This is a genomic window from Achromobacter arsenitoxydans SY8, from assembly GCF_000236785.1.
Taxonomy (GTDB): Bacteria; Pseudomonadota; Gammaproteobacteria; order Burkholderiales; family Burkholderiaceae_B; genus Achromobacter; species Achromobacter arsenitoxydans.
In genome coordinates, this window is the sequence record NZ_AGUF01000014.1 from 1 (window position 1) to 15,950 (window position 15,950).

The following is a 15,950-nucleotide window of genomic DNA, read 5'->3' on the forward strand; positions in this document are numbered from 1 at the left end:
TCGCCATGATCGCCCTGCAGATCGTTGCGACGCAGGGTTCGAAAATCGGATGGGGCAGCCCCGTCACGCTCGGACTGGCTGCAGTCGGTGTCGTCTTCGGCTGGCTGTTCATTCGCACCGAGACGCGGGTCCGCAGCCCGTTCGTCAACTTCAAGCTGTTCCGGAACACCACCTATACCGGAGCGACCATTTCCAACTTCCTGCTGAACGGCACGGCCGGCATCCTGATCGTTTCCATGCTGCTGCTGCAGCTGGGCGGGGGCATGACCGCCCAGGAAGCCGGGCTCATGACGCTAGGCTATGCGATCACGATCCTGCTTTTCATCCGGGTTGGCGAAAAGCTCCTGCAGCGGTTCGGCCCGCGCAGGCCGATGATCTGGGGCTGTCTGATCGTTGCATTTTCCATTCTTCTGCTGCTGCCGACCAATCTCATGCTGTCGAGCTACAAGGTATTGGTCATCACCTCGTTCGCCTTCTTCGGTCTGGGGCTGGGCTTTTACGCCACCCCTTCGACGGACGCTGCATTGTCCAATCTGCCGTCGGATCAGGCAGGCGCGGGCGCCGGTATCTACAAGATGGCGTCTTCGCTCGGCGCGTCTTTCGGTGTCGCCATCTCGGCCGCGATATTCACGGCCCTGAGCGCCGGAGAGAACGTGCAGTGGATCGAAGATGTCATCACGTTCGTAGGCAGGCAGGACAACGTCGTGGTCCGCGAGGCCGCGCTTGTCGCGCTGATTTTCAATCTGCTGCTTATCGCCGCGGCCATCGTGTCGATCGCATTGACCGTGCCGCGCGCCAAAGCCGTGCCGCAACCGGCCTGATCCTTGTGCCGGGCCCGCGCCGGCCCGGCCTTTCCTGCTGATACGTAAAGTAGAGGAATCACATCATGAACAGCATCATCACTGAACTCGAACGCAGCAAGGCCACGATGACCGAGTGGTTCGAGCACCTGCATCGCTCGCCGGAATTGTCCATGCGGGAAGAAAAGACGGCCGCGTACATTGAGCAGGTGTTGCGTGATATCGGGGGCTATCAGATCGAAACCGGTGTCGGCAAACACGGGATCGTCGCCTCGCTCAAGGTTGGCGACGGGAGCAAGACGATCGGATTGCGCGCTGATTTCGACGCGCTGCCCATCGACGAGGCCGAGGGTCTTTCCTGCAGGTCCGAAACGCCGGGGGTGGCGCATCTGTGCGGCCACGACGGCCATGCCACCATGCTCCTGGCGGCTGCCCGGCACCTGGCCGCCACGCGCAACTTCAACGGCACGGTGCGGTTGATCTTCCAGCCGGGCGAGGAAACCATGGAGGGCGGGCCGGCCATGATCGCGGACGGGCTTTTCGAGCGGTTCCCGGTCGATGCCGTATTCGGGCTGCACAACATTCCCGGCCTTGAGAAAGGCAAGTTCTACTTTCGCGAAGGCAATGCGATGGCGGCGGTCGATAACTGGGAGATCGAGATCACAGGCAAGGGCGGACATGGCGCGTTTCCGAACCTTGCGATCGACCCGGTCGTGGCGGGTTCGTCGCTGGTCATGGCGCTGCAGACGGTTGTCTCACGGAATATCGCGCCCGCCAACAGTGCGGTGGTGACCGTCGGCGCCTTTCAGGCCGGGCAGGCCGGCAATGTCATTGCGCAGAACGCCGTTCTGCGCTTGTCCATACGCACCACCACGCCGCAAGACCGGGAGATGGTGCTGGGCAATGTGCGGCGTCTGGTCAGGCAACAGGCAGAGTCGTTCGGTTGCGTCTGCCTCATTCGCGAGGGAATTCCCGGGGCCGTGCTGACCAATGACCCCGAAGAAACCCGCAAGGCCGCCGACATCGCGATTGCGGCCTTCGGCGAGGACCGGGTGTGCGTGCAGGGGCCGGCCTATCTGGCATCCGAGGACTTTGCGTTCATGTTGCAGGAAAGGAAAGGCACCTACTGCTTCATCGGCAACGGCAACAGCCAGTTCGTGCATCACCCCGGATACGTCTTCGATACCGATATCCTGCCGGTCGGCGCCGCATACTGGGTCGCGCTGACCGAAGGCTATCTGCGCTGATCACGATCCGTGCCGCCGCCGGCTCGGGGGCTGGGGCGCAGCCCCGGCCTTACCGGCTGCCGTCGATGTATGGCCGCGCCTGCAGGATCAGGATGTTGTCTCCCTGCACGGCCCATTCGATATCCTGATCCACGTTCCCCAGGCGCTTCTTGACCTGCCGGCCGACCGCGGCCAGGCGCGCGACCAGCGCGTCGTCGAGCACCTGGCGCGCGCCGCCGATCGGCACTTCGCGCACGCCGCCGCCTGCGGCGGCCACAAGCTGCGTGTCCTCGGCCGAGCGGCTCAGCACCTGCACGGCCTTGGACCAGCTTGAATACATAAGCTGTTCGGCCTGGCGCCGTCCTTCCACGACCTTGATGCCCAGCCCGCGCTTGGCCGACAGGTAGGTCACGTGGCGGCGCGACGCGTCGAAGGGATCGCGCGTGATCATCACGCCCGAGCTGTCCGAGGCGGCCGCCTGCTGCACCAGCACCGCCATCACCACGCCGTCCTGCGCGATGCCCGCCGCGCGGCGCGCTTCGTAGGCCTCGAAGTTGTAGACCGAGGCCCACACGGTCCGCACCGCCCGCGCCAGCGCGTCGGCCTGCGTGACGTTCGGCACGGTGGTGTACAGGCCCGCGCCGCTGAAGCCGGGCAGGTCTTCGGAATTGGAGGAGCTGCGCACGAAGACGCCGCGGCCCTGGAGCTGCTTTTGCCAGCGGTCGCGCCACGAGGCGGCCAGGGCCGGATCGGGCTGGCCGTTGACGATGGTCTGGCGCAGGGCGGCCAGCTCGGAGCGGCGCACGTTGGCGTCGCCGGCGAAGTCGGGGCGGCGTTCCAGCGCCGCCACGCGCGCGGGCACGCCCAACTGTTTCATGTACGCCGCGTATTGCGCAAAGGGGATGCAAAACCCGTCCGGCACGCTGGCCGAGGGCGGCAGGACGGCCTTCAGGGCGCCCAGGTTGGCCGCTTTCACGCCGCAGTGACGGCTGTCCCGCGTCGTCATGCCCGTCAGCGGCTTGATGGCGCGCACCGACAGGTCCGGCTTGGGCAGCGGCGCGCTGCTGGCCGTCTTGGGCGCGGGCGCGGCGGGCTGGGCGATGCGCTGCACCTGATAGCCGTTGCTGGAGACCGTCAACTCCACCCATTGGCCGTCGTGCTCGCGCAAGGCGGCCACGGCGTCGCGCACATAGGCGTTGGGAATGCGCCAGCCCTTGGCCAGCAGGTTTACGTGCGACAGCAGGGTGGACGGCCGCTGCGTGACCAAGCCGGCGACGGGCGTCAGCGCCACGGGCACCTCGTCCAGCACGGCGATGTCGGTGGGCGACAGGTCGGGCGTGTCGTCCAGGGACTTTACGATGCGCAGCCGGCCCTGCGCGCGTCCGGTGTTCAGCGGCAGGAAGGTCTGCTCGCGCAGCAGCGCCTCCTGGGTCACGAAGTCGATGCCGGCGTTGCGCGCCGTCTGTTCCTGCACCGTGGAATTGCTTTTGAACCGCAGCGGCTCGTAGAAGGTGGCGGCCAGCCTGTCGCGGGTCAGCGCCAGCAGTTCCGGCGTCAGCAGGTCGCCTTCCCAGAATTCATAGGTGTAGCCCGGCAGGCCGTTCTGCCAGCTGAGCGTGCCGAACAGCAGACGCCGGTCCGCGGCCTTGTACTGGGCGATCAACGCCGCCTTGTCCCCGGACAGCAGGCGCCGCTCGCGCGCAAAGGTTTCGTGCAGCGCGTAGCGGGGCGTATGGATGTAATAGATGCGGTTGGCGCGCTTGCGGTCGATCACGAACAGCACATGCGGGATCTCCAGCGGCGTGCCGGCGTTGTAGACGCGGGCCAGTTGCTGGAACTCGGCCTGGGTCTGGATCCGGCCCAGGAAGGCAGGGCCGCCCCAGCGCGCGTCCTCCGCCTTGCGCGCCTCGCGCTCGTCGGCGGTCAGCGGGCGGCCGTTTTCGTAGAGCGAGGGCTTGCGGGCGGTTTGGGCCTGGACCACGGGCGCGGCGATGCTGGCCAGCAGGCAGGATGCGGCCAGCGCGGCCAGGGACCTGCGTAGCGGTGCAAAGGGCTTAAGCGGCTCGCGCACGAGGGGCATGGTATCGGGGACAGGGCGGAAAAGGCGCAATGATATCGGACCTTGCCGTCTGTGCCGTGGGGCTATACGCCGCGGCCGTTGGGACTGGTCTGATTTCGAGCTGCGAATAGAGGGTCGGAGTTGGGAAGGAGATATCTTCGTGGCCGGAGGAGCCAGCGATTGAAGGCAACATTAATGTTAATTAATTACTCATTTTTGTTGTAATCTACCCAGCGTCGCTGCATTCAGAGCATGAAGTACAGCGAATTCAAAAGATGGCTTGAAAGGCAAGGTGCCATATTTGTCCCGCATCGCGCGGGCAGCAGCCATTACCGAGTGACGCTAAACGGCGTAAGCACGATTTTTCCATTTCATGGCTCAAAGGAAATGGGTGCACACCTTGAAAACGCAGTCAAGAAGCAACTGGGCTTGAAGTGAGGCTGTCATGCTGACTTATCCCTACACCCTGACCCCCGATACCAACGGCACCTTGCTGGTGCTCTTTCCCGACATTCCCGAAGCAACCAGCGTCGGCGACGATGAGCACGACGCGCAGGTAAACGCCTTGGAAGCGCTGGAGGCGGCGCTGGAAATCTACTTCGACGAACGCCGTCCGATTCCCTTGCCGCGGGTTGCCAACGGTTCGCGTTATTCCGTGACACTGCCGGCTGTCGTTACCAGCAAGGTGTATCTGTCGAACGAAATGATCCGCCAAGGCGTGCGCAAAGCTGAAATGGCGCGCAGGCTCGGCGTTCATACCCCTCAGGTCGATCGCCTGCTGAATTTGCGGCACGGATCCCGAATCGAACAGGTTGAGGCGGCGCTGGGAAAGCTGGGCCGCCGTCTGGACGTTTCGATCGTTTAGTAGAAATAGCGGACGTCGGCCCGAACGGTTCCTCCGTATGGTCGCGCGTTCGACTCCAAAAACAACAAGGCCCCCGAAAGGGGGCCTTGCATCGGCGTAGCGAGCTGAATCGGAATCAGCCTTCGGCCGTTTCCGCCAGGACGCGGCGGGCTTCTTCGGCCACGCGTTCGGGGGCGGTGCCGCCCACGTGCTTGCGCGCGGCGACCGAGCCTTCCAGGGTCAGCACCTGGTGGACGTCTTCGGTGATGCTGGGGTGGTAGGCCGTCAGCTCGGCGGTGGACAGGTCGGCCAGGTCGCAGCCGCGCTGTTCGCAGTCGCGCACGGCGTGGGCCACGACTTCGTGCGCGTCGCGGAAGGGCACGCCGCGCTTGACCAGGTAGTCGGCCAGGTCGGTGGCGGTGGCGAAGCCCTGCAGGGCGGCCGCGCGCATGTTGTCAGCCTTGACCTTGATGCCGCCAGCCATGTCCGCGAAGATCGTGAGCGTGTCGCGCAGCGTGTCCGCCGTGTCGAACAGGCCTTCCTTGTCTTCCTGGTTGTCCTTGTTGTAGGCCAGGGGCTGGCCCTTCATCAGGGTCAGCAGGGCGACCAGGTTGCCGTTGACGCGGCCGGTCTTGCCGCGCGCCAGTTCGGGCACGTCGGGGTTCTTCTTTTGCGGCATGATCGAGCTGCCGGTGCAGAAGCGGTCGGCCAGGTCGATGAAGCCCACGCGCGGGCTCATCCAGAGCACCAGCTCTTCGGACAGGCGCGACACGTGCGTCATGATCAGCGCGCCGGCGGCGCAGAATTCGATGGCGAAGTCGCGGTCGGACACGGCGTCCAGCGAGTTGCGGCAAACGCCTTCGAAGCCCAGCGTCTTGGCGACGCGTTCGCGGTCGATCGGGAAGGACGTGCCGGCCAGGGCGGCCGCGCCCAGCGGCAGGCGGTTCACGCGGCGGCGGCAATCTGCCAGGCGCTCGGCGTCGCGGCCGAACATTTCGGCGTAGGCCAGCAGATGGTGGCCGAACGTGACGGGCTGGGCGACCTGCAGGTGCGTGAAGCCCGGCATGATGGTGCCGGCGTTTTCCAGCGCGACCGTGGCCAGCGCGTGGCGCAACTGGCGCAGCAGGACCTGCAGGGTGTCGATTTCATCGCGCAGCCACAGGCGGATGTCGGTGGCGACCTGGTCATTGCGCGAACGGCCGGTGTGCAGGCGCTTGCCCGCGTCGCCCACCAGTTCCACCAGGCGCTTTTCGATGTTCAGGTGAACGTCTTCCAGATCCAGCAGCCACTGGAAGCTGCCGGCGTCGATTTCGGACAGGATCTGCGTCATGCCGCGCTGGATGTCGGCCAGGTCCTGGGCGCCGATGATGCCCTGGGCGGCCAGCATGTCCGCGTGCGCCAGCGAGCCCTGGATGTCGTGGCGCGCCAGGCGCTTGTCGAAATCCACGGACGCCGTGTAGCGTTTGACGAGTTCGGAAACCGGCTCGGAGAACCGGGCGGACCAGGCCTGCGCCTTGTTGGCGAACTGGTTTTGATCGGGGGAGGGAGTGTTTGCCATGATGGGCGGAATTATAGGGCCTCGCGCCGCGCGGGGCGATGCGGACCCCGGTTATGCGGGGCCGGATCCTCGCGCGGGCGCGACTTGTCGGATAATCCACGCTTGGATTTCAAGACCTTAGAGCGACCACGGACCCCACTATGCCCCTGGAATGGGAAGAGCTAGTCACCCAACTTGATACCCACCTGCCGCACGAGGCCTGGGCCCAGACGCTGATCGGCATCGGAGTGCTGATCCTGACCGCGCTGTTCGTGCAGTGGGTCGTCGCGCGGATCGTCCTGCTGCTGGCGCACCGGCTGCTGGTCGTCAGCGGGCGAGGGGACTGGGACAAGGCGCTGCAGCGCCGCCGCGCGTACCAGAATCTCTGGTACGCGGTGCCGTTTGCGGTGGTGTCGATCGGCATTGACCTGGTGCCGCACGCGGAACGGGCGGTCGCCGTTGTCGGCCGCCTGGCGCACGCGGGGGCGTGGATCTGCGTGTTCGTGGCGTTTTCAGGGGTGCTCAGCGCCTGGCAGGACACGTATTCGGCCACCACCCGGGCGCAGACCCGCTCCATCAAGGGCTATATCCAGATCGGCAAGCTGATCCTGATGGCGGTTTGCACCGTTCTGGTGCTATCCATCCTGATCGACCGTTCGCCGCTGTGGATGATCTCGGGCCTGGGCGCGCTGTCGGCGGTGCTGCTGCTGGTGTTCAAGGACACGCTGCTGTCGCTGGTGGCAAGCACCCAGCTCACCAGCAACGACATGCTGCGCATCGGCGACTGGATCGAAATGCCCCAGTGCAACGCCGACGGCTTCGTCAAGGACATCGCCCTGCATACCGTGAAGGTGCAGAACTGGGACAACACGGTCACCACGGTGCCCACGTACAAGCTGTTCTCGGAAAGCTACCGCAACTACCGCCACATGTTCGAATCGGGCGGCCGGCGCATCAAGCGCACGGTCCGCATCGACGCGGCCAGCGTGCGTTTCCTGACCGACGAGGAAGCGCAGCGGTTGATGCGTTTCCGCCTGCTGCATGATTACCTCCAGAGCAAGACCCAGGACATCGCCCAGGCCAACCAGACCATGGGCGAACTGGCCAGCGTGCCGGCCAACCGGCGGCGCCTCACCAACATCGGCACCCTGCGCGCCTACGCGCTGGCTTTCCTGAAGCAGAACCCGGAGATCCGCCAGGACATGGCGATGATGGTGCGCATGATGGAGCCCACCTCCGAAGGCATCCCGATCGAGGTCTACTGCTTTACCGCCGTGACTGCCTGGGTCGAATACGAACGCATCCAGGGCGACGTCTTCGACCATCTGCTGGCGATCCTGCCCGAACTGGGTCTGAGGCTCTACCAGCAGCCGTCCGGAGCGGATATCGGGGCCATGGGCAGCTACCTGCGCGATGGCGCCGTCCAGGCGGCGATGGCCGCCGAGCGCGACCGCCAGGGACCCGCCCTGGAGGCCGCGCCGGCCGTGCCGTTCGAGCGCGGCCTGACCGACGCCAAGATGCCGCGCTGAACCGGCGCCGGCGGGCGTTTGCTGCGAGCGCAGCTGCGGGCGCCGCCGGCCGGGGGCCGTGAGATAATCGCCGGGTTGATTCCTAGGCGATAGACCCGATGTCGAACCCGTTTTTCAACCTGTATTCCCACGGCTTCGCCCGGGTCGCGGTCGGCGTGCCCGAGTGCCGCGTGGCCGATCCCGCGTTCAACGCCGCGCAGACGATTACGCTGGCCCAGCAGGCGGCCCAGGGCGGGGCGGTGCTGGCGGCGTTTCCGGAACTGGGCCTGTCGGCCTACACCTGCGACGACCTCTTTCACCAGAAGGCCCTGCTGGACGCCTGCGAGGCGGCCCTGGCCCAGGTGGTCGAGGCCACTGCCGAACTGGATATCGCCATCATCGTGGGCGCGCCGCTGCGCGTGGATCACCAACTGTTCAACTGCGCCGTAGTGGCGGCAGGCGGGCGCGTGCTGGGGGTGGTGCCCAAGAGCTTCCTGCCCAATTACGGCGAGTTCTACGAAGCCCGCCAGTTCAGCGCCGCCGATTGCGCCACCGCGCCGGAAATCAGCCTGCTCGGCCAGACCGTGCCATTCGGGCCTGAGCTGCTGTTCCAGATGGAAAAGCTGCCGCTGTTCCAGTTCCACGTCGAAATCTGCGAAGACGTCTGGGTGCCCATCCCCCCATCGTCCTTCGCCGCGCTGGCCGGCGCCACGGTGCTGGTCAACCTGTCCGCCTCCAATATCGTCGTCGGCAAGGCCGAATACCGCCATCAGCTGGTTTCACAGCAGTCGGCGCGCTGCCTGTCTGCCTATATGTACACGTCGGCCGGCCGGGGCGAATCGTCCACGGACCTGGCCTGGGACGGCCAGGCGCTGATCTACGAAAACGGCGAACTCCTGGCCGAGTCGGAACGCTTCCTGAACCACTCGCACCTGCTGTTCTCGGACGTGGACCTGGAACGCTTGTCGCGCGAACGCATGCGCCAGAGCACCTTCGGCCAGTCCGTGCGCCGCCACCAGGACGAAGTCCGCAAGTTCCGCCGCGTGGACGTGCCCGTGAATCCGCCGCTGGAAGACGCCGAACTGGCGCTTGAGCGGCGCGTGGCGCGCTTCCCCTATGTGCCCGCCGATCCCCAGCGCCGCGACGCGCGCTGCAAAGAGGTCTACAGCATCCAGGTGCAGGCGCTGGCGCAGCGCCTGTCGGCCAGCGGCATGAAGAAGGTGGTCATCGGGATCTCGGGCGGGCTGGATTCCACCCACGCGCTGCTGGTCTGCGCCAAGGCCATGGATTCCCTGGACCTGCCGCGCTCCAATATCCTGGCCGTCACGATGCCGGGCTTCGCCACCAGCACCCGCACGCTGCAGCAGGCGCGCCGGCTGATGGCGGTGGTGGGCTGCACGGCGTCTGAAATCGACATCCGTCCCAGCTGCCTGCAAATGCTCAAGGACCTGGGCCATCCCTACGCGGACGGCCAGCCGGTCTACGACATCACCTTCGAAAACGTGCAGGCGGGCGAACGCACCAACCACCTGTTCCGCCTTGCCAACTTCAGCAACGCCATCGTCATCGGCACGGGCGATCTCAGCGAACTCGCACTGGGATGGTGCACGTACGGCGTGGGCGACCACATGTCGCACTACAGCGTCAACGCCAGCGTGCCCAAGACCCTCATCACGCACCTGGTGCGCTGGGTGGCCGAGTCCGGCCGCCTGGGCGACGACGGCGCCGAAGTCCTGCTGGATGTGCTGGGCACGGACGTCAGCCCCGAACTGGTGCCCGGCGGCGCGGACGACAAGCCGGTCCAGAAGAGCGAAGAGTCCATCGGGCCGTACGAGCTGCAGGATTTCAACCTGTTCTACACGCTGCGGTATGGCTTTGCGCCCACCAAGGTCGCCTTCCTGGCCTGGACGGCCTGGCGCGACCGCGAGTCCGGCGCCTGGCCCGAGGCCGGCCACGTTGTGCGCAACCAGTACGACCTGGCGGCCATCAAGCGCAACCTGAAGCTGTTCCTGGACCGGTTCTTCCGCCTTAGCCAGTTCAAGCGCACCTGCGTGCCGAACGCGCCGAAGGTCGGTTCCGGCGGTTCGCTGTCGCCGCGCGGCGATTGGCGCGCGCCCAGCGACTCCCAGTCGGTGGTGTGGCTGCGTGAAGCCGACCGCATTCCGGACGAGGCGCCGGGCGCCTGACGGGCTGGCCTGCCCCAAGATGGGGCAGGCGCTTCCGGGGCCGGCGGCGCATGCGGCGCGCGGTCTTTTGCCTTGTCCGGAAGGCGCCACCCGGCCGCGCCGGTGGTATTCTCTTATTCATTGCGCCCGGCCAAACCCGGGCGCCGCAACAGATCAAAAAACCAGGACGACCAACGTGAAACAAGTCACCGCCATCATCAAACCCTTCAAGCTCGACGAAGTCCGCGAGGCGCTGGCGGAAGTCGGCGTCAGCGGCCTGACGGTCACCGAAGTCAAGGGTTTCGGCCGCCAGAAGGGCCACACCGAACTCTACCGCGGCGCCGAATACGTGGTGGACTTCCTGCCCAAGATCCGCGTTGAAGTCGTGCTGCCCGACGATCAGGTCGAAGCCGCCATCGAGGCCGTGGTCAAGGCCGCCCGCACCGGCAAGATCGGCGACGGCAAGATCTTCGTCACGCCGGTCGAACAGGCCATCCGCATCCGCACCGGCGAGAGCGACGAAGAGGCGCTCTAATCCAGGCTTTCCGCGGGCCGCCATCGGGCGCGGCCCGCGTTCCTACCTGATCAACTGGTTCATCTCCAGAATCGGCATCATCACCGCCAGCACGATCAGCAGGACGAATCCCCCCATCAGCAGTATCAGCGCCGGCTCCAGCAGGGCCGTCATCGCCATCGCGCGCCGCTCCAGGTCGCGCGATAGGTTTTGCGCGCCCCGGTCCAGCAGTTCGGGCAGGCGGCCGGTTTTCTCGCCGCTGGCGATCAGGTGCACCAGCAGCGAGGGGAACACCTTTTGCGCGCCCAGCGATGCCGACAGCGAAGCGCCTTCGCGCACGCGCGCCGACGCCTCGTCCACCGCCAGCCGCAGCACGTCGTTGCCCAGGGTGCGGCGCGCCGCCTCCAGCGCGGTCAGGAGCGCCACGCCGCTGCCGCACAGAATGGCCAGCGTGGACGCGAAGCGCGCGGCGTTCACGCCCAGTACGAAGCGCCCGGCCAGGGGCAGGCGCAGGACGCGCGCGTGCCACGCCCGCCGCGCCACCGGCGCGCGCAGCGTGTAGCGCCACAGCGCGACGGCGGCGACCACCGCGATGCCCGTCGCCGCGCCCCATTCGCGCACGTAGTCCGACACGGCCAGCATCACGCGCGTCAGCATCGGCAGTTCCTGCTTGGCCTGGCTGAAGGCCGACACCACCTGCGGCACCACGTAGCCCAGCAGGAACACCACGATGATCACCGACACGCTGGCCACCACCGCCGGGTAGATAAACGCCGTCATGACCTTGCTGCGCAGCGTGTTGCGTTCTTCGATGTAGTCCGCCAGCTTTTCCATCACCTGCGCCAGGTCGCCGGATTCTTCGCCGGCGCCGATCAGCGCGCGATAGATCTCGGGGAAGTCGCGCGGCCGCGCGGCCAGCGCGGCCGACAGGCGATGGCCGGCGCGCACGTCGTCGCGCACGCCGCCCAGGGTGGCGGCGATGTGCTTTTTTTCCGCTTGTTCCAGCGTGGCGCTGAGCGCCGCGTCCAGCGGCAGGCGCGCGGCCAGCAGGCTGGCCAGCTGGCGGGTCAGCCAGGCCAGATCGGCGTCCGACAGGCGCGTGCGCAGGGCCGATCCCATGCCTTCAGCGCGCGCCGCCAACGCTGTCGACAGCGGCAGCAGGCCGCGCCCGCGCAGCTGATTGCGGGCGCCGCGCTCGGAGTCGGCGTCGATCGTGCCGCGCACGATTTTTCCGAGCGCGTCGGTGGCTTCATAACGGAAGGAAGGCATGGCTGTAATAAAGCGCGGGCACCCTGCGAAATCGCCAAGAGCCCCGAATTTAAAGGGTTTCCAGCCCGCTACCTTGCCTTCGAAATATGACCGGGATGTTGCAGTCACACCCCGTATACTCCGACGCGCTTTCACGTTTTTCCACTTGAATTCACGTCCCAGGCACCTATCTCGTCATGCGTCACATCGCGCAATTCAGCCTCGCATTCCTGCTTGCCGCAAGCCAACTCGGACCGGTCGCCAGCACCGCCCACGCACAACAGGCGGACAATCGCGTCAGCCTGAATTTCGTCGACACCGACATTCCCGCCGTGCTGCGCGCGCTGTCGCTGTTCACGCAGCGCAATTTTCTGGTGGACCCCCGCGTCAAGGGCAAACTCACCCTGGTTTCCGACCGTCCCGTGGATAGCGGGCAGGCGCTGGCCATGCTGACCGGAGCGTTGCGGCTGCAGGGCTTTGCCATCGTCGACGTGGACGGCGTAACGCGCGTGGTGCCGGAGGCCGACGCCAAGCTGCAGGGCAGCGCCGTCGTGGGCAACCCGGCGGGCGGCGGCGCAAGGTCCGCGTCCGGCTCGCCCGCGGCCGCGGGCAGGGCGCCGGTGCCCGTGTCGGCGTTTGCGAAAGGCGGCGGCGGCAGCAGTGGCGAAATGCTGACACGCGTGTTTCCCCTGAAGTACGAGAACGCGGCGAACCTGGTGCCCGTGCTGCGCCCGATGGTGCCGCCGAACAATCCGATCAACGCCTACCCCGGCAACAACACGCTGGTCGTGACCGATTACGCGGACAACCTGGAGCGCATCGCGGCCGTCATTGCGCGCATCGACGTGCCCAGTTCGATAGATACGGACGTGGTGCAGGTGCAGTCGGGCATCGCGACGGACATCGCCATTCTTGCCTCGCAGCTGCTGGACACGCAGAGCAGCGATCCGACGCAGCGCATCGCCGTGGTGGCGGATCCGCGCAGCAACAGCGTGCTGGTGCGTTCAGGCAGCCCCGCGCGCACGCGGCTGGCGCGCGACCTGATCCAGAAGCTGGACGCGCAGCAGAACCGAGCGGGCAACCTGCACGTGGTCTACATGCGCAACGCGCAGGCCACGCGCATCGCCGAAGTGCTGGGCGGGCTGCTGACCGGACAGGCCAATTCGGCGCCCGGCGCGACGCCGGGCGCGAGCAGCAGCACCGGCGGCGCGCAGGGCGGCGCACGTGCGCAGAACACGTCGGCCAACGCGTCCAGCCAGATGGGGCAGGGGATGTCCAGCCTGTCGGGTTCGTCCAAGAGCGGCCTGTCTGGCGAGCAGGAGCGCATCGCGCGCGAAGACAATTCGTCGCAGGCGGTGTCGTATTCCGCGGGCGGCGCCACCATCCAGGCGGACCCGGCGACCAATTCGCTGATCATCTCGGCGCCCGAGCCGCTGTATCGCAGCCTGCGCGAGGTGATCGACCAGCTTGACCAGCGCCGCGCACAGGTGCTGGTGGAAAGCCTGATCGTGGAAGTCAGCGAAGAGAAGGCCGCGGAGTTCGGCATCCAGTGGATGACCGGCGCGGGCAATATCAACGGCAACGGCACCAGCTTCATCGGTGGCACGAACCTGGGCGGCAGCGGCATCACCGGCAGCGGCCCGACCTCGATCGACGCGCTGGGCAGCGGCCTGAGCCTGGGCGTGGTCAAGGGCACGGTGGACGTGCTGGGCAACGAGGTCATCAACCTGGGCGTGCTGGCGCGCGCCATGCAGAACACGGGCGAGGCCAACATTCTGTCCACGCCCAACCTGCTGACCCTGGACAACCAGTCGGCCAGCATCCTGGTGGGCAAGACGGTGCCGTTCGTGACGGGGCAGTACGTGACCTCCGGCAGCAACGGCAGCTCCAACCCGTTCCAGACCATCGAGCGCGAGGACGTGGGCCTGAAGCTGAACATCCGCCCGCAGATTTCCGAAGGCGGCGCGGTCAAGCTGGACATCTACCAGGAAGTCAGCAGCATCGACGAAAGCCGTTCCAACTCCACCACCGGCATCGTGACCAACAAGCGCGCCATCGACACCAGCGTGCTGATCGACGATGGCCAGATCATCGTGCTGGGCGGGCTGCTGGAAGACAACGTGACGCTCACGTCCAACAGTGTGCCGGGCCTGGGCTCGCTGCCGGTGATCGGTTCGCTGTTCCGCTACGACACGCGCAAACGCACCAAGACCAACCTGATGGTGTTCCTGCGCCCCTACGTGGTGCGCGACGCCAAGCGCAGCGCCAGCGTCACCATGGACCGCTACGACTACATGCGCCGCGCGCAGGGCGCCGTGCAGCCGCGAGAGCACTGGGCGCTGCCCGACATGCAGGCGCCGATGCTGCCGCTGCCGGGTTCGGCGCCGTCGGTGTCGAACAACGCCTATGACCTGCGGCCGGAGCAGCAGGCGGCCACGCTGCAGCGCCCGCCGCCCGCCACCGTCGAAACCTTCGCCGTGCGCCAGTATCCGGGCACGCCGCCGGCGCCGGCGCAGCAGCCCATCCGCGCGCCCCGGCCGGTCATGATGACGGTGGCGGTGGACCCCGAGACGCTGCTGTGAGCGCGCATCCCTTGCCGTATGCCTGGGCCCGCGCGCAGCGCGCGGTGCTGTCGCTGCGCGGCGGCCAGGCGCAGTTGACCGTCAGCCCGCGCACGCCGGAATGGGCGGTGCGCGAAATCCGGCGCTGCCACGGCGACATCGCCCTGGCGCAGATCGACGACGACGCGCTGGAAACGCTGCTGACCGCGGCCTACAGCCATTCCGAGGACGCCGCGTCGGTCATGGGCGTGGCCGAGAACGAGATCGACCTGGACCGGCTGATGCAGGACATGCCGGAGGTGGCGGACCTGCTGGAGGCCCAGGACGACGCGCCCGTGATCCGCATGATCAACGCGCTGTTCGCGCAGGCCGCGCGCGACGGCGCCAGCGACATCCACATCGAGCCTTTCGAGACCCATTCGGTGGTGCGCTACCGCGTGGACGGCACGCTGCGCGACGTGGTGTCGCCGCGCAAGGCGCTGCATGCGGCGCTGATCTCGCGCATCAAGATCATGGCGCACCTGGACATCGCGGAAAAGCGCCTGCCGCAGGACGGCCGGATCGCGCTGCGCGTGGGCGGACGCCCGATCGACGTGCGCGTGTCCACCTTGCCGACCGGCCACGGCGAACGCGCCGTGCTGCGCCTCCTGGACAAGGAAGCGGGCCGCCTGCGGCTGGAGAAGCTGGGCATGAGTTCCGGCGTGCTGGACCGGCTGGATCGGCTGATCCGCCAGCCGCACGGCATTGTGCTGGTCACCGGCCCGACCGGCAGCGGCAAGACCACGACGCTCTACGCGGCGCTGAGCCGGCTGGACGCGTCCACCAGCAACATCCTGACGGTCGAGGATCCCATCGAATACGACCTGCCCGGCATCAGCCAGACGCAGGTCAACGCCAAGATCGACATGAGTTTCGCGCTGGCGCTGCGGGCGATCCTGCGCCAGGATCCCGATGTGATCATGATCGGCGAAATCCGCGACCTTGAGACTGCGCAGATCGCGGTGCAGGCTTCGCTGACCGGCCACCTGGTGCTGGCCACGCTGCACACCAACGATTCCGTGTCTGCGGTGACGCGACTGACGGACATGGGCGTAGAGCCGTTCCTGCTGGCCTCGTCATTGCTGGGCGTGCTGGCGCAGCGGCTGGTGCGCAAGCTGTGTCCGGCGTGCAAGGCGCCGTCCATGCTGGACGGCGCGCAGGTGTTTCATCCGGTGGGCTGCGAGGCCTGCAACCACACCGGGTACAGCGGGCGTTCGGGCATCCACGAACTGTTCACGGTCGACGACGAGGCGCGCAGGCTCATCCACGAAGGGCGCGACGAACGCGAACTGCGCCGCGCCGCCGCCGCCTCCGGCATGCGCAGCATGCGCGAGGACGGGCAGCGCTGGGTGGACGGCGGGCAGACCTCGCCCGAGGAAATCCTGCGGGTGACGCGCGACGCTTAGGGAGCGCGCCGGCGCCCTTGGAGCGCCCGCGCTTCCGCCCCGG

Annotated in this window: 12 protein-coding genes; 9 read left to right on the forward strand and 3 right to left on the reverse strand. The window is 66.9% G+C overall.

Annotation, left to right across the window (positions count from 1 at the left end):
- Positions 1–821 (forward strand): MFS transporter (locus KYC_RS03560; RefSeq protein WP_008158919.1); only part of this gene is annotated, 821 nt, incomplete at its 5' end.
- A 65-nt stretch (positions 822–886) separates the two neighbouring features.
- On the forward strand, positions 887–2,047 hold the full coding sequence (locus KYC_RS03565; protein WP_008158922.1) for an amidohydrolase: 1,161 nt from the start codon (positions 887–889) through the stop codon (positions 2,045–2,047).
- A 49-nt stretch (positions 2,048–2,096) separates the two neighbouring features.
- On the opposite strand, the gene KYC_RS03570 is transcribed toward KYC_RS03565, so the two are convergent.
- A complete protein-coding gene (locus tag KYC_RS03570) occupies positions 2,097–4,106 on the reverse strand; it encodes a PEP/pyruvate-binding domain-containing protein (RefSeq protein ID WP_008158923.1) in 2,010 nt (669 codons plus the stop codon).
- Positions 4,107–4,337: 231 nt separating this feature from the next.
- Between KYC_RS03570 and KYC_RS28560 the strand changes: the two genes are divergently transcribed.
- Positions 4,338–4,523 (forward strand): type II toxin-antitoxin system HicA family toxin, encoded by a 186-nt coding sequence (locus tag KYC_RS28560; RefSeq protein ID WP_008158925.1) that lies wholly within the window; start codon positions 4,338–4,340, stop codon positions 4,521–4,523.
- Positions 4,524–4,530: 7 nt separating this feature from the next.
- Positions 4,531–4,950 carry a type II toxin-antitoxin system HicB family antitoxin gene (locus KYC_RS03575; protein WP_008158927.1) on the forward strand — a complete coding sequence of 140 codons (420 nt, stop codon included), beginning with the start codon at positions 4,531–4,533 and terminating at the stop codon, positions 4,948–4,950.
- A gap of 115 nt (positions 4,951–5,065) precedes the next feature.
- Here KYC_RS03575 and argH read toward each other — a convergent pair whose 3' ends face one another.
- Positions 5,066–6,487 carry an argininosuccinate lyase gene (gene argH, locus KYC_RS03580; RefSeq protein WP_008158930.1) on the reverse strand — a complete coding sequence of 474 codons (1,422 nt, stop codon included), beginning with the start codon at positions 6,485–6,487 and terminating at the stop codon, positions 5,066–5,068.
- 140 nt (positions 6,488–6,627) lie between these two features.
- On the opposite strand from argH, the gene KYC_RS03585 reads away from it, so the two are divergent.
- From KYC_RS03585 to KYC_RS03595, 3 genes are all read left to right on the forward strand, one after another.
- The gene (locus tag KYC_RS03585; protein WP_008158933.1) at positions 6,628–7,995 is read left to right on the forward strand and encodes a mechanosensitive ion channel family protein; all 1,368 of its coding nucleotides are present in this window, start codon (positions 6,628–6,630) and stop codon (positions 7,993–7,995) included.
- A 98-nt stretch (positions 7,996–8,093) separates the two neighbouring features.
- Positions 8,094–10,160, forward strand: a complete 2,067-nt coding sequence (locus KYC_RS03590) for an NAD(+) synthase (protein ID WP_008158935.1) — start codon at positions 8,094–8,096, stop codon at positions 10,158–10,160.
- Between the two features lie 175 nt (positions 10,161–10,335).
- Positions 10,336–10,674: a P-II family nitrogen regulator gene (locus KYC_RS03595; RefSeq protein WP_006386376.1), complete on the forward strand. Its 339-nt coding sequence runs from the start codon at positions 10,336–10,338 to the stop codon at positions 10,672–10,674.
- A gap of 42 nt (positions 10,675–10,716) precedes the next feature.
- Here the strand turns inward: KYC_RS03595 and gspF are convergent, their stop codons facing one another.
- Positions 10,717–11,922 (reverse strand): type II secretion system inner membrane protein GspF, encoded by a 1,206-nt coding sequence (gene gspF / locus KYC_RS03600; protein WP_008158940.1) that lies wholly within the window; start codon positions 11,920–11,922, stop codon positions 10,717–10,719.
- Between the two features lie 176 nt (positions 11,923–12,098).
- Between gspF and gspD the strand changes: the two genes are divergently transcribed.
- Complete coding sequence (gspD, locus tag KYC_RS03605) at positions 12,099–14,483, forward strand: type II secretion system secretin GspD (protein ID WP_008158943.1); 2,385 nt, start codon at positions 12,099–12,101, stop codon at positions 14,481–14,483.
- The gene (gene gspE, locus KYC_RS03610; protein ID WP_008158945.1) at positions 14,480–15,907 is read left to right on the forward strand and encodes a type II secretion system ATPase GspE; all 1,428 of its coding nucleotides are present in this window, start codon (positions 14,480–14,482) and stop codon (positions 15,905–15,907) included. The genes gspD and gspE overlap by 4 nt, the downstream gene beginning before the upstream one ends.
- Positions 15,908–15,950 lie beyond the last annotated feature (43 nt).